At 49.2% G+C, this 22,810-nt stretch carries 24 protein-coding genes; 6 read left to right on the top strand and 18 right to left on the bottom strand.

Annotated elements, in window-relative coordinates; translation table 11 throughout:
• The first annotated feature begins 61 nt into the window (after window positions 1-61).
• Both AAV35_RS01900 and AAV35_RS14285 read left to right on the top strand, forming a co-directional pair.
• Window positions 62-397 carry a hypothetical protein gene (locus tag AAV35_RS01900; protein WP_008589381.1) on the top strand — a complete coding sequence of 112 codons (336 nt, stop codon included), beginning with the start codon at window positions 62-64 and terminating at the stop codon, window positions 395-397.
• A gap of 105 nt (window positions 398-502) precedes the next feature.
• Window positions 503-1,045: an ATP-binding cassette domain-containing protein gene (locus AAV35_RS14285; RefSeq protein ID WP_008589379.1), complete on the top strand. Its 543-nt coding sequence runs from the start codon at window positions 503-505 to the stop codon at window positions 1,043-1,045.
• A 326-nt stretch (window positions 1,046-1,371) separates the two neighbouring features.
• Here the strand turns inward: AAV35_RS14285 and AAV35_RS01890 are convergent, their stop codons facing one another.
• From AAV35_RS01890 to AAV35_RS01880, 3 genes are all read right to left on the bottom strand, one after another.
• Window positions 1,372-1,881: an acyl-CoA thioesterase gene (locus tag AAV35_RS01890; RefSeq protein ID WP_008589378.1), complete on the bottom strand. Its 510-nt coding sequence runs from the start codon at window positions 1,879-1,881 to the stop codon at window positions 1,372-1,374.
• A 73-nt stretch (window positions 1,882-1,954) separates the two neighbouring features.
• On the bottom strand, window positions 1,955-3,277 hold the full coding sequence (locus AAV35_RS01885) for a sensor histidine kinase (protein WP_008589376.1): 1,323 nt from the start codon (window positions 3,275-3,277) through the stop codon (window positions 1,955-1,957).
• Window positions 3,274-3,966 carry a response regulator transcription factor gene (locus tag AAV35_RS01880; RefSeq protein WP_008589375.1) on the bottom strand — a complete coding sequence of 231 codons (693 nt, stop codon included), beginning with the start codon at window positions 3,964-3,966 and terminating at the stop codon, window positions 3,274-3,276. The genes AAV35_RS01885 and AAV35_RS01880 overlap by 4 nt, the downstream gene beginning before the upstream one ends.
• 136 nt (window positions 3,967-4,102) lie before the next feature.
• On the opposite strand from AAV35_RS01880, the gene AAV35_RS01875 reads away from it, so the two are divergent.
• Window positions 4,103-5,254: a S1C family serine protease gene (locus tag AAV35_RS01875; protein WP_008589374.1), complete on the top strand. Its 1,152-nt coding sequence runs from the start codon at window positions 4,103-4,105 to the stop codon at window positions 5,252-5,254.
• 782 nt (window positions 5,255-6,036) lie between these two features.
• The gene (locus AAV35_RS01865) at window positions 6,037-6,270 is read left to right on the top strand and encodes a TM2 domain-containing protein (RefSeq protein WP_008589371.1); all 234 of its coding nucleotides are present in this window, start codon (window positions 6,037-6,039) and stop codon (window positions 6,268-6,270) included.
• Between the two features lie 51 nt (window positions 6,271-6,321).
• On the opposite strand, the gene cls is transcribed toward AAV35_RS01865, so the two are convergent.
• The 5 genes from cls to AAV35_RS01840 all read right to left on the bottom strand — a co-directional run bounded on the left by cls (window position 6,322) and on the right by AAV35_RS01840 (window position 11,847).
• On the bottom strand, window positions 6,322-7,770 hold the full coding sequence (gene cls / locus AAV35_RS01860; protein ID WP_008589370.1) for a cardiolipin synthase: 1,449 nt from the start codon (window positions 7,768-7,770) through the stop codon (window positions 6,322-6,324).
• Window positions 7,771-7,914: 144 nt separating this feature from the next.
• On the bottom strand, window positions 7,915-8,451 hold the full coding sequence (locus AAV35_RS01855; protein ID WP_008589369.1) for a transcription repressor NadR: 537 nt from the start codon (window positions 8,449-8,451) through the stop codon (window positions 7,915-7,917).
• Between the two features lie 118 nt (window positions 8,452-8,569).
• Entirely contained in the window at window positions 8,570-10,018 is a 1,449-nt protein-coding gene (locus AAV35_RS01850) for a glycoside hydrolase family 32 protein (RefSeq protein ID WP_008589368.1), read from the bottom strand.
• 82 nt (window positions 10,019-10,100) lie between these two features.
• The gene (locus tag AAV35_RS01845) at window positions 10,101-10,595 is read right to left on the bottom strand and encodes a PTS sugar transporter subunit IIA (protein ID WP_008589367.1); all 495 of its coding nucleotides are present in this window, start codon (window positions 10,593-10,595) and stop codon (window positions 10,101-10,103) included.
• 58 nt (window positions 10,596-10,653) lie between these two features.
• Window positions 10,654-11,847: an MFS transporter gene (locus tag AAV35_RS01840; protein WP_008589366.1), complete on the bottom strand. Its 1,194-nt coding sequence runs from the start codon at window positions 11,845-11,847 to the stop codon at window positions 10,654-10,656.
• Window positions 11,848-12,075: 228 nt separating this feature from the next.
• Between AAV35_RS01840 and rarD the strand changes: the two genes are divergently transcribed.
• Both rarD and AAV35_RS01830 read left to right on the top strand, forming a co-directional pair.
• A complete protein-coding gene (gene rarD, locus AAV35_RS01835; RefSeq protein WP_008589365.1) occupies window positions 12,076-12,978 on the top strand; it encodes an EamA family transporter RarD in 903 nt (300 codons plus the stop codon).
• A gap of 233 nt (window positions 12,979-13,211) precedes the next feature.
• Window positions 13,212-14,066, top strand: a complete 855-nt coding sequence (locus AAV35_RS01830; RefSeq protein ID WP_008589364.1) for a TetR/AcrR family transcriptional regulator — start codon at window positions 13,212-13,214, stop codon at window positions 14,064-14,066.
• Window positions 14,067-14,137: 71 nt separating this feature from the next.
• Here AAV35_RS01830 and AAV35_RS01825 read toward each other — a convergent pair whose 3' ends face one another.
• The 10 genes from AAV35_RS01825 to AAV35_RS01785 all read right to left on the bottom strand — a co-directional run bounded on the left by AAV35_RS01825 (window position 14,138) and on the right by AAV35_RS01785 (window position 22,787).
• A complete protein-coding gene (locus AAV35_RS01825; protein ID WP_008589363.1) occupies window positions 14,138-15,280 on the bottom strand; it encodes an FAD-dependent oxidoreductase in 1,143 nt (380 codons plus the stop codon).
• Window positions 15,281-15,292: 12 nt separating this feature from the next.
• The gene (locus AAV35_RS14600) at window positions 15,293-15,418 is read right to left on the bottom strand and encodes a hypothetical protein (protein WP_272947611.1); all 126 of its coding nucleotides are present in this window, start codon (window positions 15,416-15,418) and stop codon (window positions 15,293-15,295) included.
• Window positions 15,415-16,104, bottom strand: a complete 690-nt coding sequence (locus tag AAV35_RS01820; RefSeq protein WP_244890594.1) for a YesL family protein — start codon at window positions 16,102-16,104, stop codon at window positions 15,415-15,417. Before AAV35_RS01820 ends, AAV35_RS14600 begins: the two co-directional genes overlap by 4 nt.
• Window positions 16,105-16,152: 48 nt before the next feature.
• Entirely contained in the window at window positions 16,153-17,121 is a 969-nt protein-coding gene (locus tag AAV35_RS01815; protein ID WP_008589361.1) for a sugar phosphate isomerase/epimerase family protein, read from the bottom strand.
• Window positions 17,118-18,182, bottom strand: coding sequence for a Gfo/Idh/MocA family protein (locus AAV35_RS01810; RefSeq protein WP_008589360.1), 1,065 nt, complete (start codon window positions 18,180-18,182; stop codon window positions 17,118-17,120). Before AAV35_RS01810 ends, AAV35_RS01815 begins: the two co-directional genes overlap by 4 nt.
• 1 nt (window position 18,183) lies before the next feature.
• On the bottom strand, window positions 18,184-19,215 hold the full coding sequence (locus tag AAV35_RS01805) for a Gfo/Idh/MocA family protein (protein WP_008589359.1): 1,032 nt from the start codon (window positions 19,213-19,215) through the stop codon (window positions 18,184-18,186).
• Window positions 19,216-19,250: 35 nt separating this feature from the next.
• A complete protein-coding gene (locus tag AAV35_RS01800) occupies window positions 19,251-19,970 on the bottom strand; it encodes a ThuA domain-containing protein (protein ID WP_008589358.1) in 720 nt (239 codons plus the stop codon).
• A gap of 61 nt (window positions 19,971-20,031) precedes the next feature.
• Window positions 20,032-21,054 (bottom strand): LacI family DNA-binding transcriptional regulator, encoded by a 1,023-nt coding sequence (locus AAV35_RS01795; protein ID WP_008589357.1) that lies wholly within the window; start codon window positions 21,052-21,054, stop codon window positions 20,032-20,034.
• A 15-nt stretch (window positions 21,055-21,069) separates the two neighbouring features.
• Window positions 21,070-21,927 carry a carbohydrate ABC transporter permease gene (locus AAV35_RS01790; protein ID WP_065757334.1) on the bottom strand — a complete coding sequence of 286 codons (858 nt, stop codon included), beginning with the start codon at window positions 21,925-21,927 and terminating at the stop codon, window positions 21,070-21,072.
• Window positions 21,927-22,787: a carbohydrate ABC transporter permease gene (locus tag AAV35_RS01785; RefSeq protein ID WP_008589355.1), complete on the bottom strand. Its 861-nt coding sequence runs from the start codon at window positions 22,785-22,787 to the stop codon at window positions 21,927-21,929. Before AAV35_RS01785 ends, AAV35_RS01790 begins: the two co-directional genes overlap by 1 nt.
• Between the last annotated feature and the right edge of the window lie 23 nt (window positions 22,788-22,810).

Genomic DNA, 22,810 nt, shown 5'->3' with positions numbered 1-22,810 from the left:
TGACATTTTTTCAAGTATCTCTACAATGAGTACCCAATTCATCGAAAGGAGAAAACATTTTATGAAACAGGCCATTTGTACAGTGCTTACGATAATAGGACTCGCCCTGGCCCTCTTTTTCACTTCGGATTACACGGGAACCAATGATAATTACCACATTGATATAGTCGATACTGTCGAGGAAATTGAACATCAGACCCCTGCCACTGTAACGGAGACAACGATTTCGGAACCGGAGGACGGCTTTATGGTCCGCCTCGGGAGAGAAGGCCAGGTTGCAGGCACAGACCTGTTGCTGCCAATGGACGCCGGACTGCTGGATCGCCCTTTACAGGGAGGATTTATACAGCCTGTCACTGAACAGACAGAGGAAGCGCATGCCGCTTTCTCCGTCTAATTCAAAAATATCCGAAATTTCTATTGACTATTTTTCGCAATGTTATAAAATAAAGACTGCAAATGATAACCATTTTCATTTGAACTACATAAAAAAGCCGGGACTATGAAAAAAGTATTTATTTCAACCCTGTTCCTTGCTTTTCTCCTGCTTCTCGCAGCGTGCGGAAACAACTCGGGAGAAGAAGAAAGCTCCGGAAACGGAGAGAAAGCTGAGAAAGAAGAAACTTCTTCAGAAGAAGCCTCCTCTTCCGAAGAAAGAGGCGGAGAAGTTGAAATGCTGGATCTTGTCCGGATGGATGAGTATAAAAACCGGTATCCTCATGAGTTGAGCGGAGGACAGCAGCAGAGGATCGCCCTTGCCAGAGCTCTTGCTCCCTCCCCTTCCCTGCTTCTTCTTGATGAACCATTCAGCAGTCTCGATGCCGACCTTCAGGTTACTATTCGTAACGAGTTGTATGACATTCTGAAGAAAACGGGAACGACGACTGTTTTCGTCACTCATGACCGGGAAGATGCAAAAGCTGTTGCCGACCGTATCGTTACGATGCGCGACGGTGCCGCTCATGACTGGGACTCCCTGTGTACGACCCTGCCCGAGGCAGAAATACCTTCCGAAGCTGTCCACCATTTTCCCGGTGATCGATAAAAAGCGAGCAATCCCTGAATACTCATCAGGAGTTGCGCGCTTTTGTTTGTTTCTGAACGGGTGGGTCCGCCTTTGTTGTCCAGCTGCAACTTCCAGAAGCTCCTGTTGTAAGCAGTAACCTTATTTTCGGGAGAGAGCACCCGAAAAGTAAGCCTCCTGCTTACACCTGCGCTTCTAATCGGAAGTTTCCGCTTTTTTATTTCATCCAGCTTCGCCATTCAGAAGTCCGTAAGATAAGCTGCCCCTCCTGTTTCGGGACAAAACACCCGAAGCCCGGAGAGTCTGCTTATCTTAGACCTTCTAATCGAATGGCTACGCTTTTGTTTTTACCACGGGAGGCCCGTTCCATAGACTTCCGCCAGTTCTTTCGATTCTTTTCTTCTTTCTTTTCGCTGGTCATGACGGGCAGAAGCTCCCGCATGGAGACGTTTTTCCTGATCGGTTTCCGGATAAACGGCCGGAATCGGTACAGGTTTATTTTCTTCGTTTACGGCTACCATCGATACAAACGCCGTGGTACATACTTTCCGATCTCCACTCAGCAAGTCTTCCGTTATCGCCTTAACGAATACTTCCATCGAAGTATTGTGAGTCCAGGTCACGAAAGCCTCAAGACATATCGCGTGCCCTTCGAACACAGGATGGAGAAAGTCCACGGAATCGATGGATGCAGTGACTACCGGCTGCCTGCAGTGCCGGACTGCAGCGATTGCCGCAATATCATCGATATACGCCATCAGCTTGCCTCCGAATAACGTCCCGTGACTGTTCGTATCCGGGGGGAGGACGTGAGAATTTTTAACTGTAAAGGATTCTCTGGCTTTTTTCGCTTCCATGTCATCTATCACCTTTCTGATTCTATTCTATAATATAATTTCCTATCTTATTATAGCACGTGCTGCAAGTCGCTCACCCCGAGACCGGGAGTCTTATTTCGAAGACGGCTCCGGAATCTTCCAGATTATAGGCGGAAATCGTTCCGCCGCTTCTCTCGATGATCGCTCTTGAGATCGCCAGGCCAAGACCCGTTTCCCCGTCTTTCCCCTTCTGGAAGCGTTCGAATAAGTGCGGCATAACTTCTTCTCCGATACCTTCCCCGTCATCCTGTATGCGGATAAGGAAGTCCCCGTTTCTTTCCACCGTAATCAAAAGTCGGGATGACGCATGACGCACTCCGTTTCGCCCTATATTCATGAGAGCCTGCAGGAAACGTTCCGGGTCAGCACTGATGAACCCGTCGCCTTCTATATGCACGTCCACTTCTATATTTTTCTCTTCCGCCAGCGGCAGCAGCCTGTCCGCCGCACGACCTGTCCATTCACTTAACTTCAGGTCTTCCGGCCGATAAATATCTTCGTTACTGTCGAGTTTGGCCAGCAGAATCATTTCATTTACGATTTTTTTCAGGCGGTCGATTTCTTCCACCATCACCGTGAGACCACGATCTCTTTTCTCTCCTTCAAACACACCGTCCCTTATACCTTCCGCATATCCCTGGATGGACATGAGAGGAGTTTTGAGCTCGTGGGAGGCGTTTTGGAAAAACTGCTGCTGTGTACGGATGTATCTTTCAAGTTCTCCGGCCATCTGTCTTACACTCTGGTCCACTTCTTTTATTTCTCCGGTCGCTTGTACGGGCTGTACTTCATTGAATTTACGCTTTTCAATCTTTTTGACCTCCTGTTTCAACCGTTCAAGAGGAGTGACGAGCTTTCTTGTGAACAGATAACTGACAACTGCTGCAAGAAGCAGGCCAAGAACAAAGATGAGCATTATTCTCCAGACGAAATTCATCTGGATGGCGGCCAGGTCCCCGATAGGCGTAGCCATCACCAGTACCTGGTCCCCCCTCAGTTCATGATCCGAGACGACGTACTGGCCGTACCCGCTGTCCCACGTGTCACTTCCCGCAAGCTCTTCTTCGTAACGTTCCACCCAGTCTGACGCTGCCTCTTCCGGGAGAGTGTGAAACAACAGCTCTCCGGTGGACTTATCAAACAGGAGAAGGGGGTAGTTTTGATCCTGAATCAGACTCGAGACTTCCGGAGACTGGAGAAGACGATCCGGATCGTTCAAAATGTCGACGAGCAGCTCCGCACGCATTTCCAGCTGCCTTTTTTCATCCATAATAAAAATATCCATAACGAGGGAGTACAGTACGATTGCCGTAATCGTCATTACGACGAGAATGAGTCCCGTAAAGGCGGTGTTCAGCTGATGGAGCAGTCTCATGAGCCCGGAGACCTCAATCTGTACCCGTATCCCCACACCGTTTCAAGATCGAGATCGGGGAATTTCTTTCTGAGTCGTTTCATCAGATCGTCAACAGCTCTGTCACTCCCGAAGTAATCCATACCCCATACGGACTCGAGAAGCGTCTCCCGGGAAAAAGCTTTATTCTCGTGTTCGGCAAGCACACGGAGCATCTCGAACTCTTTCTGGGTCGTCTCCACTTCCTCCCCTGCATAAAAAGCAAGACGTTCCGTTAAGTTCAGCTCAAGGTTCCCGGAAAGAATCGTCTCCTCCCCGTCGGCTCCTCTCCCCTTCTGCATCTGTTTCCAGCGTTTCACATGCCTCTTGACGCGGGCAACAAGCTCGCGCGGGCTGAACGGCTTAGTCAGGTAATCATCACCTCCGAGCTCCAGCCCCAGTATTTTATCCACCTCTTCGTCTTTGGCTGAAATAATAATGATCGGAACTTCCGAATGCGTGCGTACCTTTTTACAAAATTCATAACCATCCATTCCGGGCAGCATAATATCCAGGACCCACAGATCAGGTTTTGCGGACTTATTGAATAATTCCCATGCCTGTTCCGCCGAATCCACATCCTCCACCCGGTACCCTTCTTTCTCCAGATACGTTTTCACGATTTCCCGGATGTTATCATCATCTTCCACGAGTCCTATATAAGTGTCCATTCCATTACCTCCTGTATTTACATATTTATTCCGTAAATAATCCATATGCATCCCATATCTCTTTTTTATAATAAGTTATACAACATCTTCTCACAGATTTATTCATATTGTATCAGAAAGGAGCGGTTTCCGAACGATGAAACTATTTCAGCGCAACGGAGACGGTAAACGGGTCTCCAAACGAAACGGATTCGCCTTCGGGGTCTTCGGAGCCATCGTAGCCGTTTTTATCGTAACGGCACTATTCCAGTCCCAGGGGATTCAGATAAATATAGAAACAAACCCTGAAAAAGCTCAGGCGAACCCGCTTACTGTCGAAAACACCGAAAAAAATAATATTAAAGCTATTCAGGCCGCACAGGAAGCGGTCGTAGGCGTAAGTGCCGTGAAAGAAGGAGCACGCGGAGAAAATAGTGCCGGTACAGGTTCAGGAGTCATATATAAAAAGGACGGAGACAAGGCCCTTGTTGTGACGAATCACCACGTCATCGAACAGGCTTCCGACCTGGAGGTCACTTTAAGTGACGGCACCAAAACGGATGCCGAACTCCAGGGAAGTGACCCCTTTACGGACCTGGCAGTTCTGGAAATAGACGCTGAGCACGTTTCCAAAGTAGCAGATTTTGCGAAGAGTGAAGATGTAGAGGTCGGTCAGACGGCTTTCGCCATCGGTAACCCGTTAGGTATGGACTTCGCCGGTTCCGTGACCAAAGGAATCGTAAGCGGTCTGGACAGAAACGTACCCGTCGATTTGAACGGGGATTCAGAACCGGATTGGCATACTACCGTTCTCCAGACCGATGCTGCCATCAACCCGGGTAACAGCGGCGGGGCTCTGATTAATCAGAACGGAAAAGTGATCGGTATCAATTCGATGAAGATAGCGAAAGCGGAAGTAGAAGGCATCGGATTCGCCATCCCGGCAGAGACGGTCACTTCCATCACTTCGGAACTCGAATCGAAAGGAGAAGTGGAACGCCCTTATATCGGGGTCTCTCTCTATGATTTATCTCAACTGCCGGCACGCGCTGTTCAGGGGGAACTGAATCTTCCTGAAAACGTAGAAGGCGGCGCAGTAGTCGGTAAAACCGCAACAGGCACACCTGCAGCAGAAGCAGGACTGAAGCAAAATGATGTGATTACAGCAATTAACGGAGAAACGGTCGCCTCCACCCTCGACCTGCGCAAGTATCTGTATGAGGATGCAAAAGCAGGAGACGAAGCGACGCTGACCGTTTACAGAAACGGCCAGCAACAGCAAATAACCCTCACACTGAGTGAGCAATAGAAAAAAGCGGAACCACCCGTTCAGAAGTTCCGGACTAAGCAGAAAGTTCGCTTTTCAGGCGGTCTTTCCTGAAAAAGAAGTTGCTGCTTAGAACGCGGACTTCTGGGTGGTGCAGCTGGAGGAGAAAAAAGCGGAAACTTCCGGTTAGAAGCGCTGGCGTAAGCAGGGGACTTACTTTTCGGGTGCTCTCTCCCGAAAATAAGGGTACTGCTTACAACAGGAGCTTCTGGAAGTTGCAGCTGGATAAAACAAAAGCGGAACCACCCGTTCAGAAGTTCCGGACTAAGCAGAAAGTTCGCTTTTCAGGCGGTCTTTCCTGAAAAAGAAGTTGCTGCTTAGAACGCGGACTTCTGGGTGGTGCAGCTGGAGGAGAAAAAAGCGGAAACTTCCGGTTAGAAGCGCTGGCGTAAGCAGGGGACTTACTTTTCGGGTGCTCTCTCCCGAAAATAAGGGTACTGCTTACAACAGGAGCTTCTGGAAGTTGCAGCTGGATGAGGAACAAAAGCGGAACCACCCGTTTTTCAAATACCGCGTGGAGGCGGAATTCCCTCCACGTCACCGGCAGAACCCCGGTGAAGGGCTCCCCTCTTTGCCCTGGTATATCCCAATATGACGACGGGATACGATAAAGAATTTCCGAAAGACCCGAACTCTCTGGTAGTACACCAGAAAACCTGACCTCTCTTCGGACGGAGTACACTTCAAGTGTGCTCCGTTCGTTTTCGTTCATTTATAAACGGGAATCCTTACTCTACAACACTTATTCAGAAAGGAGTCTCTCCATGCAGAAGCGAAGTGTCATTCTTGCCTACATTCTCTGGCTGTTCCTCGGCCAGCTGGGCATTCACAGATTTTATACAGGACGCACAGGCTCCGGAATCATCCAGCTGATTCTCGGCGCAGCCGGCTGGGCTACTACAGGTATACTGATTGGCTGGTTCCCTCTTTTCGTACTCTGGATCTGGCTGGTTATCGATATTTTCCTTATTCCGGGCATGTGCCGCAACCCTGAATAATACAAAAAAGAGTTCAACCCCTGAGATTGGGAGTTGAACTCTTTTTTTCATTTATAAAACCGGAGAAAGCAGCCGGGCGATCGCTTCTTTAAAGCGGATCCACACCGAGCGCTGCTCGTACAGGGAGTGGGTCAGCTCAGAAGTGAGCTCACTGTCCTCCATGAACCTGTCCGTCAGTTCACCGGCAAGTTTCGTATCATAAACAAACGCATTCACTTCAAAATTAAGACGGAAACTCCGTACGTCGATGTTCGCTGTACCTACCGAGGAGACCACGCCGTCAGCTACAATCGTCTTCGCATGCAGAAAACCGTTCTGATAAATGTAGACTTTGGCACCTGCCCACAGCAGATCTCCGACGTTTGAATACGTCGCCCAGTATACAAAAGGGTGATCCGGTTTGTTAGGAATCATCACTCGCACATCCACCCCGGAAAGAGAAGCGACGCGCAAGGCATCAAGCAGACTGTCGTCCGGAATGAAGTAGGGCGTCTGGATGTATACATACTCTTTCGCTGAAAGAATCGTCTTGATGTATCCGTGCTTGATCTGTTCCCATTCGGAATCAGGACCGCTTGAGACGATCTGTACTGCCGAATCCCCGGGCTCCGACTCAAATTGGGGATAGAATCGCTCGTCATACAGAATGTCGCGTTTGGAAGCCTGGTTCCAGTCCAGAATAAACCGTGTCTGTAAATTGTGGACGGCACTCCCTCTGACACGCAGGTGCGTATCTCTCCAATACCCGAATTTCTTATCTTTGCCGAGATATTCATCCCCGATATTGAACCCGCCGATGTATCCGACCGTTCCATCAATGATTGCCAGTTTCCGGTGATTCCTGTAGTTGATTTTCATGTTCAGTTTAGGAATGAGTGGAGGGAAGAAAGATTCCATCTCCACACCGGCACGCTTCATTTCTTTTATGTAGGAGCGGCTCAACAGCCGGGACCCCATGTCGTCATACAACAGTTTCACAGAGACCCCTTCTTCGGCCTTTTTTCTCAGAACCGTTCCGAGCCTCCTCCCCAGGTTATCGTGACGCAATATGTAATAAAGGAGGTGAACATGGTCCTGAGCTTTCTCAATATCCTGCATCAGTGCCTGGAATTTCTCCTCTCCGTCCGTATAGAGATCCAGTTTATTATCCTGGCTAAGTAGTGCATCATTGTTTTTCAAATGCATATAAATCTGGTCTTCGTGAGGAGCGACTTCCGGATGTTTCAATTCAAACTCATCATTATCGATTGCACGCAGCTGTTCCTGCACAGCCGCTAACAGGCCGAGGCGTGCTTTCTTATCCCACGTGAATATTTTTTTTCTGCTTAACCGGCGGCCGAACATCAGATAAATAATGAAACCGGCTACAGGAACAAACATCAATACCATCAGCCACGCCCATGTGGCACTGGCGTCCCTGCGTTCCAGGAATATAATCGTAAACCCGAGCAGAACGTTTAAAAAAATGATCGCCGTTACAAAATAAGGTATAAATTCCACGTCTGCCACTTCCCTTTCTCGAAATTCCTTATCTGTTCACTATATCATAGGGGGTTTGATGGAAGAAAGATATAACGAATCTTGTGTGTGACATATCCCGCTTCTTTCTTATATAAAAGAAGCAGGAATACTGTCTCCTGCTTCTTACTCTACGAGGAATCCTCTTTCTCCCAGTTCCCGGAGCGCTTCGTGGAGAGCCCCCTCCCTTTCGGACGCTATCTCGTGAGTGTGGACCCCTCCGGTCAATTCCAGAAGATAAGAAGCATTCGAGGAATGGACCTGTTCAACGAAACGTTCCACATCACGGCGGTTTTCGAGATGGAGCTCGGCTTTCATGTCTCCATAAACCGGATGTTCAACCACTACACTCTTTACATGTACCCCGTGATCGACAAGAATATCGAGTTCCTCCTTCGTCTCGGAAGGGCTGTGGCAGCATACGATCGTCTTCCTGTAGGAAAAATCCTGCTTTTCGTCTTTCATGTAAAGATAGCCCTGACTGGTAGCTATAATCGGCTCGCCCCCGGCTTTGAGCAGTGAAACGTCAGCCACAATCACCTGTCTTGTCACCTTCATTTCTTCTGCCAGCAATTTACCGGTAACAGCAGCACCCTGTATTTTCAGTCGTTGCAAAATAGCTTCCCGGCGCTCGGAGGCTCTCAGTTTCTTTCCGTAAGTCATAGGTGCACCCCTCTTTCTCCTTATATGATTCACGTAACATCAAAGGCTTCCCTGTTTCTATTCCTGTTTCGGGGAAATCGGGAGACCTGCCCGGAGCTCGAACAGATCCGCTCACTCCCTACACATAGGATGTGATTTCTACAGGACCAAGCTCCCACATCTTCACTCCGAACGTGGAAGTTCCAAGAGAAGTGAATGCAAGATCGGACAACGCAGCATCCGCAAAGATACGCGATGTGAATACTTCTTCCCCGCCATTTACGAAGATTTCAAGCGACGAACGATCGATAAACAGATGCAGATTGCGAAGAGGGCCGTCCAGCTGTACATGCCTGAATTCGGTCATCTCCGGTTCTTCGGGGTGAGGGCGGGAAAGGGTGAGAAGATTTTCGGATTTTTTATAGGAAAACGATGCTTCACGGAACAGTTCCACTGCCCACATGTCCTCCAGTGATTCAAACTCGATCTCAAGCTCTGCTGCCCTGCCGTTCACACCTTCCAACTCCTGCTGATCGTTGGTAATCTCGGCTTTCTTCTCAACGGGTTCCCTGCTTTTTCTCCATTGGCGAGCCTCGGGGAAAGGACGCTGAATAATTTTGTCCCCGTCCCATGAAAGTTCTCTCGGAATAGTCCAGGTATGTGTCCATCCGCTGTTTACCGTCGGATGTGACTCTTCATACTGTCCGGGTACTCCCATCCAGGCGATCATCAATCGGCGTCCGCCCGTTTCGAACGTCTGCGGTGCGTAAAATTCGAAACCCCGATCCAGCTCCCTGAAATCTTCCTTTCGCCATCTCTTCCCTTCTGTCACTCCGGAAATATATCCGGCCTGGGAGGCATTCCGGAAATGGATATCCTCTGAGGTTAATCCGCGGGCGCTGAAGAAAAGAATGTCTTCCCCATCCAGAGTGAAGTAATCCGGATTCTCCCACATTTCTCCCTCCTGATTTCCCGCTTCCGCCAGACGTTTAACGACTTCCCATTCTTTCAGGTCGGGGGACGTATACAGGAGAATTACCCCTCTGTCCCCCTCTGTTTGCGAACCGGCCGCCATGAACCACTGATCCCCTTCTCTCCACACGTTGGGGGAGCGGAAAGAAGAGGTGACGTTTTCCGGCAAATCGAGGAGCACTTCCTGTTTCTCGAAGCTGTGACCGTTCTCCGAAACCGCTACGGCCGGATACTCCCGTATTTGTCCATCCTTATCTTTTGCATACCCAGTATAGAACAAGTGAAGGACACCGTCTTTGATGACGGCGCTCCCTGCAGAACAGCCCTCGGCATCGTACCACTCACCCGGTACGAGAGCCGGTTCTTCAAGAGTGTAATGGAGGAAATCGACTGTACGGTAATGTCCCCGTATTTTCATACTGTGCCCGGTGTCGAACGGGTTCCATTGAAAGAACAAATGATACTCTCCGTCCCGTTCCACAAGCCCGGCAGGTTCGCCCATCAGCCCCACCGGAGCCATAAGATGATAGCTTTGCCGATGCGGATCGGCTTCCACTTCATTTCTGTTTTTATGTATCTCTTTTTTTACGGATTTCTTGAATTCTTCCTCTTTCATGAATGCTCACTCCTTCACCCGTGTATTTCTTCCTTCGAAAAAAAGCCCGGAAAGACGTGCTTCCGGGCCGGAGTTCCTTAATTTACTTTGCTGTCACCGAAGCAATGACCGTTTCACCGGCGGTTGCGTTCTCCGTTTGATGGACTTCAAAAGACTCGACAGCATCATCATAGTTTGTAATTACTACGGGAGTGACGACCGCCTTGGCTTTTTCGGCAACAAGGTCTTTATCGAAGGTGACAAGAGGGTCTCCTGTCTTCACTTTGTCTCCCTGGCTTACATGACCTTCAAAACCTTCTCCTTCCATGGATACGGTTTCCAGACCTATATGGACAAGGATTTCCAGACCATTGGAAGTTTTGACACCGACAGCGTGGTTAGTCGGGAATATTTGAACGATCTCTCCGTCCACCGGACTTACCACCTTTCCGTCTGACGGTTCGATAGCCATGCCATCTCCCATCATGCGCTGGCTGAATACGGGATCCGGCACCTCATCGAGTGCTACTACTTTACCATTCACCGGTGCTACAATCGAAATGTTTTTATCTTCTTTACCAAATAATTTTTTGAACATGTCGTCGTGCATCCTTTCTATTCGTTATCTTTTATCCGTTTTCCCTCGACCATTATATTTAAACCTCACGGGACTGTACACTCTTTTTGTGTTTCCCGCGCTGAAATCTTCCGTGCAGCAGTATGTAAACACCGACAATAAGTACGATGAAAATGGAGCTGTTCACGTAAAGACTGCGGAAGCCTACGGATTCTGCAACAATCCCTACAAGAAAAGATCCGGAGCCGATGCCGATATCAAAAATAGTGAAAAAGGTCGCCGTTGCCGCTCCGGCGCGTTTCGGAACCTTTTGCAGAGCGATGGTCTGCATGCTCGGTACAAGTGTGCCGTAACCCAGTCCGATCAGACCACCGGCTGCCAGCAGGACGAAAGCCGTCTGTGCTGATCCGAGCAGATACATCCCTATACTGAAGATGAAAATCGCCGGAATAACGATAATATTTTCGCCATACTGATCAAACCATTTTCCGGTAAACGGCCGTGACAGAAGCAGTACTACGGCATAAACGACGAAGAAGTAGCTTGCCGCTTCTTCCAGCCCGATGTTTTTAGCATGTACGGAAACAAACGACAATACACTCGAGTAGGCCAGAGCGATGAACGCCCCGGTCAGAGCCACCGGAAGCACCGACTTTTCGAGAAGACCGTTCACCCCCGGCATAAGACTTTGTGGTCTGTCCGCCTCAGGGAGTTTCGGGACGCGGATAAATAACCCGGTGGCGAATGCCAGACCGGCGAATAACGTGCAGACTGCAAAAAGCGTCGTATACGTGTACGACTGGATAAGGGTGAGTCCGACAAAGGGACCGGCCACCATAGCCAAATTCATGGACATAGCGAAATACCCCATTCCTTCACCCTTACGCGAATCAGGGACGACATCAGCGGCCAGCGCCCCCATAACAGTCGTACCCATACCGAATCCTATCCCCTGGATAAACCGGATAAGAAGAAGCCAGCCGAAGGATTCCGCAAAAAAGTAGAATCCGCTGCTTAAGAAGAAAATGGTGACAGCCGTTATCAGCATCGGCATCCTTCCTATAGCATCCACCCAGTGACCCGAAAGGGGGCGTATAATAATAGCCGAAAGGAGAAAGACAGTGACTACGAGCCCGGCTCTGCTCTCAGGCACCTGCAGCTGTTCGATGGAAAAAATCGGCATCGTTACAAACAGTATGTAAAACACGAGAAATATGAAAAAGTTACTGGTACATACGTTCAAAAAACTTTTCGTCCACAAAGGTTGTTTCATCGTTCTCCGTCCTTTTTTTCTAACAGTTGAAGTTACACTAATTTGTAAGCACGCCCACCATTATAACAATATCCAAAAGGTGGTGTCTATTTATCCCTCCGGCCATTCTTTATCCGGATCCCGGTATCCGGAAACAATAATCTTCCATTCTTACCGTCATTTCGCTAAAATGGGACTGGCATAAACGAAACGAAACAGACGGCACTGTCTTCAGGGAGGAGGGGGAAAATGGAAGAGGAAAACAAGGGGATTCTCATTACAATCGTCGCTTATCTGCTGTGGGGTATTCTGCCCATCTACTGGAAAACACTGGAACACATAGCCCCTTTCGAAATTCTGGCCCACCGGATAGTGTGGGCACTCGTATTCATGGTTGGAATCGTTATCGTTCTCCGCAAACAGAAAGACTTTTTCCAGAGTGTACGGACGCTATGGAATGATAAAAAATCGCTTATCGGCATTATTCTGGCGTCCTTCGCCATCAGCCTGAACTGGTTCATCTTCATCTGGGCTGTAAACAGCGGGCATGTGGTTCAGGCAAGTCTCGGCTACTATATCAACCCTCTGATCAGCATCTTTTTCAGTATGCTCGTAATGAAGGAAACTTTCACGAAAGCCCAGTGGTTCTCTTTCCTTCTCGCCGGTGCGGGAGTCGCTTATATGACCGTTAACGTTGGAGCATTCCCGTGGGTGTCCGTCGCTCTTGCGATGAGCTTCGCAGTATATGGACTGCTGAAGAAAATGGCGGCGATCCCGGCTATTTTCGGTCTGACGGTGGAAACAGCAATCGTGACGCCTCTTGCTCTGGTTTACCTGATTCCTGCTTCCGGTTTCCCCGGAGAGGTGACGTGGTTCTCCTCGAATTCCCTGCTCGTATTCAGCGCAGGAGCAGTGACAGCCATACCTCTGTTACTTTTCACGAGCGGAACGAAACGCATACCTCTCTCCATGGTGGGCTTTCTTCAATATATAGCACCGACCCTCATGCTTTTGATCGGGGTGTTTATGTACAACGAACCTTTCACTTCCGTTCACGTTGTAGCTTTCGCTTTCATCTGGACAGGACTCCTTTTATATACCGTAGAAAGATTCAAAAAAACTGGCCATAGAAAAGTGAAACCTTCCGTTTAGAAGCGGCAGAACGAAGCAGGAAGGACAAGCGAAAGGCGGTTTTCCTTTCCCGGACTTCCTGCTTCGGGCACGAGCTTCTGGAAGGTGGAACTGGCCCCCGAAAAGTGAAACCTTCCGCTTAGAAGCGGCAGAACGAAGCAGGAGGGATGCGCCGAAAAATGTGCGAACGTAAGTGATCCTCTTCCGCCCCGTGTTATACTGAAAAATATCAGCAACTCCAAGGAGAATGTACTATGGACGAAAAATCGATATCCATCATGCAGGCAGCCATCAAATTATTTGCAAAAAAAGGATTCACCTCGACTTCCGTTCAGGAAATCGCTAAAAACGCAGGAATCTCCAAGGGAGCTTTTTACCTTCACTTTTCTTCCAAAGACGAACTGCTTTTTGCCCTGTTTGATTACTACTATAATCAGATGAAAGCAAAAGTGGATGCATGTGTTAATGAACCGGATCCGCGCGAGAAGTTCGTTTCACAACTTGCCGTAATGTTCAAAGAAATAGCCTCCCACCGGGATTTCATTAAGATGCAGATTCGCGAACAGACGATACCGTTCAACGAAGATATCGAAACGTTCACCAGTCGGATGCGTTATGAATCGTACCAGTTCTATCAGAACCATATCCTTGACATATACGGTAAAAATGCGGAGGAATTCTCTTTTGAAATAAGTATCATAAGCGAAGGGATGTACAAAGCCTATCTGGAACTGATTCTTATGGAAGGAGCCCGCTTCGACTTCAGGAACCTGGCCGAAACCTTACTGCGACGGGTCGACTACCTCGTTGAAGGCTTTCTCTATCATCAGGATACTCCGCTGCTTACAAAAGCCTACATGGCGGACCTCATCCCCGAAGAGTTCCTCGGCGTCAGCGAATCGGCCCTTCATAAACTGATACAGGCAAAAGAAACGAAAGCCGGCGGTGAAGAAAAAGAAGCGCTGACCATCCTGAAAGAAGAGCTCACTTCCTCCTCTCCCCGCACTGCTATCATTAAAGGAATGACGGCTGTCCTTCGGGAAGACGGCAGATTTGAAGAAATTATAGACCGTGTGGAAGAAACCTATCCGGAGATAAGGTCCCGTTAAATCTTTATTCGTCTTTCTCTCCATTCAAAAATCCCGTGACCTCCTGCCGGAGCACGGGGGATTTTTTCACTTCACTTGAACATTTCCATAAAAGCAGGTACCTGATTTTTGACCATCACCGGGTTGGAGGCCCACTTCCGGAATGCTTCCAGTTCCTCCTCCGTCCAGCTTCTCAGCGTACTGATGTAGCCGAGCGTAAAATCGTAGGAGGGCTTCAAAACTTCATCCCGTTCTTTGCGGTACTTTTCCATTTCCTCTCCGAACGACGCCCCGTCTGCCGTTTTTTGAATAACTTCTGCCAGCAGAAGAGCCTGCCAGATAGCATCGTTCATTCCGAGTCCCGTGCTCGGATCTTTGGCGTGAGCTGCATCTCCTATAAGAGCCCAGCCTCTGCCGTATGGCTCTCTGAAGAAATTTGGAACCCCGGGCGTCCCGATGACTTTTCCGTGAAGCACGGACTCCTCCATTCTCGCTTCCATTCCATACATGCGTTTAAATACTTTTTCAAACTCGTTTTGCGGATCCCGGGCAAACGACTTGAACTCTTCAGGATGGATTTCAAGACCGAGACAGTCCATCCCTTCCTGCATCGGAAAGACGAAGCCGATTCTTCCTTCCTCCAGGAAGATCTCCACCGCCGGGTCCGGGAGGGGAGATATACCTTCGTAATATCCGTAAAACACCGGACGCTGAGCCGGGGTGTAATCGTACATGGCAGCTCCCGCTTCCGCCGCGACGGTGGAATTCCGGCCGTCGGCTCCGACTACCAGTCCGGCTGTGAGCTCTGTTTTCTTCCCCTTTCTATCCACGATTTCCACGCCCGTAACCGCTCCATCCGTCCAGAGCAGGCGACGCACCTGCATCTCCTCCCTGAACTCTACCGTTTCAAAGGCAGTCGCTTCCTCCATAAGCAGGGAGTCAAAAGATGCCCGTCCCGGAATTACCGTCGCCCCGTCTCTTTCTGCTTCTGTAAAACTCTTCCCGATATATGTACGCATCCGTCTGATTTCCCTGAGCCCGAGACCGGCCACCTTCTCTTTCACTCCCAGTACGTCTAGGTAATGCTGATGGGAAAGAAGGTGGGTCGATAACGTATCGCTCGGAAAGCTGGCTTTTTCAATCACCAGCGTCCGTATCCCCAGCTGGCCGAGTCTGATAGCGAGACTGGCTCCTGCCACTCTTGCTCCTACGATAATCACTTCATAATCTGACATCCTTCTCCTCCTTCATCTCTGCCCCACTCCCGCTTCGTCTCTTTCTTCTTTAAACGTATAATAGAATGAATAACAATTCAACCAATCCGGCATCCCCATCAAAAAAGCCCGCCCCCACAAAGGGACGGACCGGTTCATTCCTCTTCCTTCTTCACCGCAATAATAAAACGATAGTAAGCGGAAAAACTGAGGAAAGCGACGATTGCTCCCGTAAAGACGGGGATGATCACCGGAAACATATAGACACTCACCATCAGAAGGAAGCCGTTCGTTACAGCAATCGTTCCGAAGAGGAGAGGACTGCCGAGCGTAATGAAGAAAGACCGCTTCACCAGTTTTCGAAAAGGCAAAGACACGTGTACGACTGTTGCGAAGAAGTTCACGGTAAATACGTACAGCAAAATGGAAGTGACAAGGAAAACTCCGGTAAGAATCGTGCTCGATTCATAAAAATAATAAATATCGACGGCAACGATGACCCACAGCAGGGTGAACAGCAGCCCTCCCGCAATACTTTGCAGGTAGTTTTCCCTGTAGTAACTCCAGTACGATTTGTTTTCGACCATATAATCTTTTCTTACCCACTCCCTCGCTTTAGCGAACAAAGCGGCAGTAGCCGGGAAAAAGACCACCGGAGCGAGCAGGATAATCGGTATCAGAAGTATGAGTACCTCACCCTGATCGCGGGCGTCAAGAAGACTTAGAACGAGGACGACAATGGGAAGGTTCATGGCAAACCAGGCCAGGTTCGTCAACGAAAATTTTGCTATCCACTCACTTACGGCATACATACCGCCCATAAACCCCGTTTGTTTTCCCATCATGGTTCCCCTCCCTGTTTAAAGTACGTGTACTCTCCGGTGAATTACGCCTCAGGCCCACCACATATCGGCTGGCGGTTCTTCGATGATAACATTGTCGAGATTGTTCACTGCTCTTTTGAAACCTTCTTCGATCGACATGATCGGGTCCTCGTGCTCTATACTCACCGCGTGGTCGTAACCGAACGTTCTGAGAGCACTCACGATATCGGACCACTCCTGCACGCTGTGTCCATACCCGACCGAACGGAAACTCCAGGCCCGGCTGCGAACTTCCCCGTACGGCTGCATGTCGGTGAGACCGTACATATTCACATTTTCCTGATCTATATACGTATCTTTGGCATGGAAGTGATGGATCGCCCCTTCTTTACCAAGAATTTTAATAGCGGCAACCGGATCGATTCCCTGCCACCACAGGTGACTCGGATCAAGGTTGGCCCCGATAGCCGGAGAAGTAGCTTCGCGCAGTTTCAGCATCGTGTGCGGCGTATGAACAAGAAAGCCTGCATGAAGTTCAAGCCCTATTTTCACACCATGCTTCTCAGCAAGAGCAGCCTGCTCTTTCCAGTAAGGAACGAGTTTCTCTTCCCATTGCCAGTTCAGCACTTGTGAGTATTCCTCCGGCCATGGAGTGACGGGCCAGTTCGGCGTTTTGTCCGTCTCAGAACCTCCCGGCGTTCCGGAAAAAGTATTTACTACAGGTACCCCCATCAGGCCGGCCAGTTTCACAGTTTTCACGAAACTTTCATGAGAGCGGGATGCGAATGCTTCGTCCGGTGATACAGGATTGCCGTGGCAGCTGAAAGCACTGATTTCAAGCCCCCGCTTATTCACTTCCTCCAGATAAGCCCGGCGCTTCTCCTCACTTCCAAGCAGTTCGTCCACATGACAGTGAGCATCCCCCGGATATCCGCCTGTCCCTATCTCCACTGCCTTCAATCCCGAATCCTTCGCTTTGTCGAGCATCTCTTCAAAGGAAAGATCTGAAAATAATACTGCAAAGACACCAAGTTTCATCGTAACTCCTCCTCCTGCCTGTTCATTACTACCGCTTGCCCTGTACGACTGCTTTCATACATCGCGTCTATAATTTTTGTGACACGGAGTGCCTCCTGAGGATGCACAGCGAGTTTTTCCCCGCCGTTCAGGCCTTCAAGAAAATTAGCTATCTGCCTTTTCCCTGCCCATCCGCTCTCTTCTTCTCTCATTACCGGGGTGGCATCCCACACGGCACCGTGTTTCGACTGATACAGTTCGAACGGATACACGTCCAGCCCCCCCTGTACTCCCGATATGCTGAGAGTCGTATGATCCTCTTTTATATTTGCGGCCCAGGAGCATTCGAACTGAAGCGTCACTCCGTTTTCAAAACGTATGTAACTTGTCACGTGATCATCCACTTCGAACGATTCAGGATCCACTTCTCCCCAGTCATTCACCTGACCCGGCGTTCTGCTCAGCTCGTTATACGTCTGGGCGCTCACTTCCACCGGTTCCGGATTTCCGAGCAGCCAGAGCGACAAATCCAGCAGATGACACCCAAAATCAATAAGGCTTCCGCCACCCTGCAGGTCTTTGTCCGTAAACACTCCCCACCCCGGCACCTTTCTCCGGCGCATGGCCTGCACTCTCGCTACAAGAGGCTTGCCGAGTTCTCCCGCTTCCGTCACCCGTTTCGCCATAATTCCTTCCGGAGTGTGACGATAATGATAGGCGATAGCCAGAGTTCTATCATTTTCCTGCGCAGCTCTCAGCATAGCTTCTGCTTCATGCCGGTCCATGGCCATCGGCTTTTCGCACAAGACGTGTACGCCTTTGTTCAGGGCTTTTATACTCAGTTCCGCGTGGAATTTATTCGGTGTACAGATAATGACAGCGTCGACGATATCGAGCAGTTCCTCCGGAGACGTGCAAACGTGAGGCACTTCAAACTCCTTTGCGACTTTCAAAGCCCGCTCCCTGTCCACATCCTGCACGGCGGTCATTTCAGCCAGATGAGGAAGTGACAGCAGGGCCGGGATGTGGCGATCTGTCGCTATCCCGCCCGTACCGATCACTCCCACTTTCCATTTATTCATATTATCCCTTCTTTAACGACTGGATTTTACCCGTTTCCCCGGACTCCAGGGCTGCGAGAATGATTTCAAGGGATTTCTTCCCTTCATGACCGTCAATCAGCGGCTGTTCATCGTTCAGCACACTTTCCACGAAATGATCGATGACTCCGGTGTTCGTCTGGCCGCCGCTTTCATTGGACTGGATCTGACCGAGCTGAAAATTGATTACATCTCCGTTCGTATAAGAAGCTACGAGAGAATAATCCGGGTCGTCCTCGATTCTGAGCATCCCTTTCTCCGCGTAGATCACCGTGGAGTTATCTTCAGCGGTGTTATAAGCCCAGCTTGCCGCGAGGGTACCGAGAATCCCCGATTCCGAACGAAGCATGCACACGGCGTTATCGTCGACCGTAATACCATCTTTTGCGTTATTTTCAACAAAACCGGCTACGTCCGTGAACTCTTCTCCGAGAATATAGCGAATGAGATCCGCCTTATGGACGCCGAGGTCCCCCATCGCTCCGATGAACGCTTCGTCTTTTTTGAAGAACCAGCTGTCCTTCCCATCCACGCTCCAGTCTTCCGGCCCTCCGTGACCGAATGTTGTCCGGAAACTGTAGATTTTCCCAAGTTCCCCCGAACGGACAATCTCCCGGGCTTTCCGGTGGGACTTTACAAATCGCTGGTTGTGGGCAATCATCAGTTTTTTTCCGTTCTTCTCAGCCGCACTGATCATTCGCTCCGCTTCTTCCGTACTTGTAGCCATCGGCTTCTCACATAAAACGTGAGCCCCTGCTTCCAGGGCTGCAATAGATACGGAAGCATGTAAATGGTTCGGAAGGCAGATACTTACAATGTCCACTTCTTCTTTCTGGAACAGTTCTTCATAATCCGTATACGTCTTGGCATCGTAAATCTGACCCGCGATGGCAGCCCGCTCTTCTACAATGTCACAGACTGCAGTAATATCCGTCTCTTCATTATTTCTATACTCCACTAAATGCCGGTGCTGGGCGATACTGCCACAACCGATAATTGCCGTTTTCAATGTCATAAATCAACAGCTCCCTTCAAAAGGTTTACATACTTTTATTTTTTGGAGATGCGTTCAATCGGGGCAGCGTTCCCGTACTGGTGCTTCGGACCGTTCGTATTCTGCGCCCAGCGGACACCGTTACGGATAACCGTCTGTACGTCTTCATGATAATAAGTCGGATATGTTTCATGCCCGGGACGGAAATAGAATATCTTACCGTTGCCGCGTTTGAACGTAGCGCCGCTTCTGAAAACTTCGCCGCCTTCAAACCAGCTGAGGAAAATAAGTTCATCCGGAGCCGGAATATCGAAGTGTTCCCCGTACATCTCCTCTTTTTCTATTTCAAAATACTGACCGATTCCTTCTGCGATCGGGTGGGTTGGATCAACGTTCCAGATCCGCTCCCTGTCGTCGGCTTCCCGCCATTTCAGATCGCACCCGGTTCCCATCAGCTTACGGAATACTTTCGAGAAGTGGGCGGAGTGGAGAACGACCAGCCCCATCCCGTCGAGAACTCTCTGCTTCACTCTCTCGGCCGCCTCTTCGGTAACTTCCTCGTGCGCTTTGTGCCCCCACCAGACGAGTACGTCCGTCTGGTCAAGGACTTCCTTCTTCAGCCCGTGTTCCTCCTCATCAAGGGTGGCCGTGGTAACAGTATGCCCGTCTTTTTTCAGGAAATCGGCGAGGGCCCCGTGGATCCCTTCCGGATAAATATCCGAAACTGCCGGGTTTTCCTTTTCATGGCGATACTCGTTCCATATCAGTACGTTCATATTCACTGCCTCCTTCTGTGCAACAATAAGCGAAATCGCTTGCACTTTTCTTTAAAAAAAATTATTTTCGTTCCCTGCACGATTCTCTTTCCACAATATTCGTAGGGATAATCAGACTTTTATTCATCATTCCGGGCTTCTGCAGTTTTTCGATAAGGGTGTCGGCTGAATAATAGCCAAGCTGACCTGCATTGGTATCCACCGTTGTAAGGGATGGACTTGAGAGCCTGGAGACGATCGTATTGTTGAAGCTGATAACACTCATATCCCCGGGTACGGAAACGCCGGCCTCCTTGAGTGCCGCAATAATGGAAAGTGCATGAAAATCGTCCATGATCACAAGGGCTGTCGGAGGTTCCGGAAGCCCGAGCAGCTCTTCTGTAATAATGGTACCGTCGTAACTTCCGTCTTTTCTGTACTTAATGTAGGAAGCGTTCTGCGGATACCCATGGAGAGCGAGCGCTTTTTTATATCCTTCCACCCTTGCTTTCGTCACTTCGAAATCGGCTTCTCCGCCGACGATCCCGATCCGCTCATGCCCCAGCTGGATCAGATAATCCGTTGCCTCATTCGAAGCCTGCACGTTGTCATTATCCACGTACATTATGTTCGATGCCTCCATTAACGGCTTCCCGACCATGACGAACGGAAAGTTCTGCTGCATCAGGTAGGGAACGACCTGATCGTCCTCTTTGGAATAAAGGACTACGATCGCATCCACCCTTTTCCCCTGCACCATTTTTATAACATCCCGAAAAATAGCTTCTTCCGACTCCCCGGTCGTCAGATTCAGGCTGTAATCGTTTTCCTGACATGCCTTACTGATTCCGCTCAGAACTTCGGAGAAGAAGGGGTTATCGAAAGAATGGGAACTCGAATGTTTCATCACCACCCCTATCGTCTGGGTAGCCTGCCTCACAAGCACGCGGGCGTTGTAGTTCATGTGATAGCCCATGTCCTCCATGACTTTTTTCACTTTTTTCTTCGTAACCTGGCTGATTCGCGGACTGTCCGCAATCACCCGGGATACTGTCGAAGGAGCGACTCCCGCTTCCTTCGCTACATCCTTAATCGTAACAGACATCGTTCCTGCTCCTCTCTACTTCACAGCACCTTCCGACACTCCATCAATGATCTGTTTCTGGGCGAAGAAATAACCGATGATGACCGGGATGATCGCTATAGTCAGACCGGCAAGAGCCAGGTGCCACTGTTTTGTGTACTGACCGAAGAAATAGAACATCTTCAGCGGAATCGTTGCGTTCGCTTCACTCAGTACGAGTGACGGAAGCAGGTAATCATTCCAGATCCATATCGTATTCAAAATAGCCACCGTTACGGAAATCGGTTTCAGCAGTGGAAAAATGATATACCAGAACGTCTGAAACCGGCTGGCCCCGTCAATAATAGCGGCTTCATCCAGCGATTTGGAAATGCCGGTCATCGCCCCGTGATAAAGGAAGATGGAAAGGCTGCATCCGAACCCGAGATACATGAAGATGAGACCGGCAGCATTCAGCATATCCACCTGACCGAAAATAGCCACCAGAGGAATCATAACAGACTGGAACGGAATGAGCATGGCTGCCACAAATACGAAAAAGATGATTCCGGAGAGCTTACTTTTGTTCCTCGCAAGAGCATACCCCGCCATGGAGGAGAAAAGAATGATGATCAGAATGCTCAACGAGGAGAAAAGAATGATGATCAGAATGCTCAACCCGGTTATAAGCACGGAGTTGAAGAGAGACTTCAGAAATTCAAGTTCCGCGAAAGCGTTAACGAAGTTCTCAAATGTAAGTTCAACCGGTATTCCGAGGACGCCCTCGAAAATCCCCCGCTTCGTTTTGAAAGCGTTGACGATCATCAGATAAAACGGAGAGAGCCACAAAAGGGCCAGCAGTAAGCCGAATATTTCAAGCAGTCTTGTATTTCGTTTCTCTCTATCCTTCCTCATCACACGTCCACCTCACGTTTCTTATTGTAATAAACCTGCGTCAGGGAAATGACGGCTACTATTAGGAAGAAAATGACCGCTTTCGCCTGGGCATACGCCATCTCCCTGTCACTGAAGGCCGTACGTACGATTTCCATTGCCACCATCTGCGTGGAGTTGAAAGGTCCTCCGTTCGTCAGTGACAGGTTCTGGTCGTAAATTTTGAAAGACATGGATAAGGTAAGAAACATACTGACCGTAAAGGCGGGAGCCACAAGCGGAAAAATGACATTTTTGAATCGCTGTACTGCATTTGCCCCGTCAATTTTTGAAGCCTCGATCAGTTCTTTCGGTACGTTTTCAAGATAGGCTATATAAATGATCATAATATACCCGGCCATCTGCCAGGAAGTGAGAATAACCAGTCCCCAGAAGCCTGTGTTCGTCGTAGATAACCAGCCGCTCAGACCTTCAATTCCTGTAATTCCGGATATATCACCAAAAACAGAAATGAAAATAAATTGCCAGATAAACCCGAGTATGAGACCCCCGATAAGGTTCGGCATAAAAAAGATGGTCCGCATTAAATTATTCGTCTTCATGTTTCTCGTAACGAGAAGTGCGAGGCCAAGGCCGAATATGTTCAGCAGCAGCACGGTAATGACCGCAAACTTGATAGTGAACCAGATTGAATTCATAAACTCATCTTCCTGGAACAGTTTTATGTAATTTTCCAAACCGATGAAATTGTTCGCCGTTAATCCGTTCCAGTCCGTAAATGAATAAACGAGGCCGTATACGAATGGAATGACGACAACAATTCCGAGCCCGAGAATAACGGGGGTCAGAAAAAGCCAGAATGATAAACTCCTGTTTCTCATAATAAGTTCCTCCTCAGTTGTAA

The organism is Salimicrobium jeotgali (assembly GCF_001685435.2).
Taxonomy (GTDB): Bacteria; Bacillota; Bacilli; order Bacillales; family Halobacillaceae; genus Salimicrobium; species Salimicrobium album.
The sequence above is the reverse complement of the archived record's forward strand: the minus strand, read 5'-3'. Positions and strand labels throughout refer to the sequence as shown.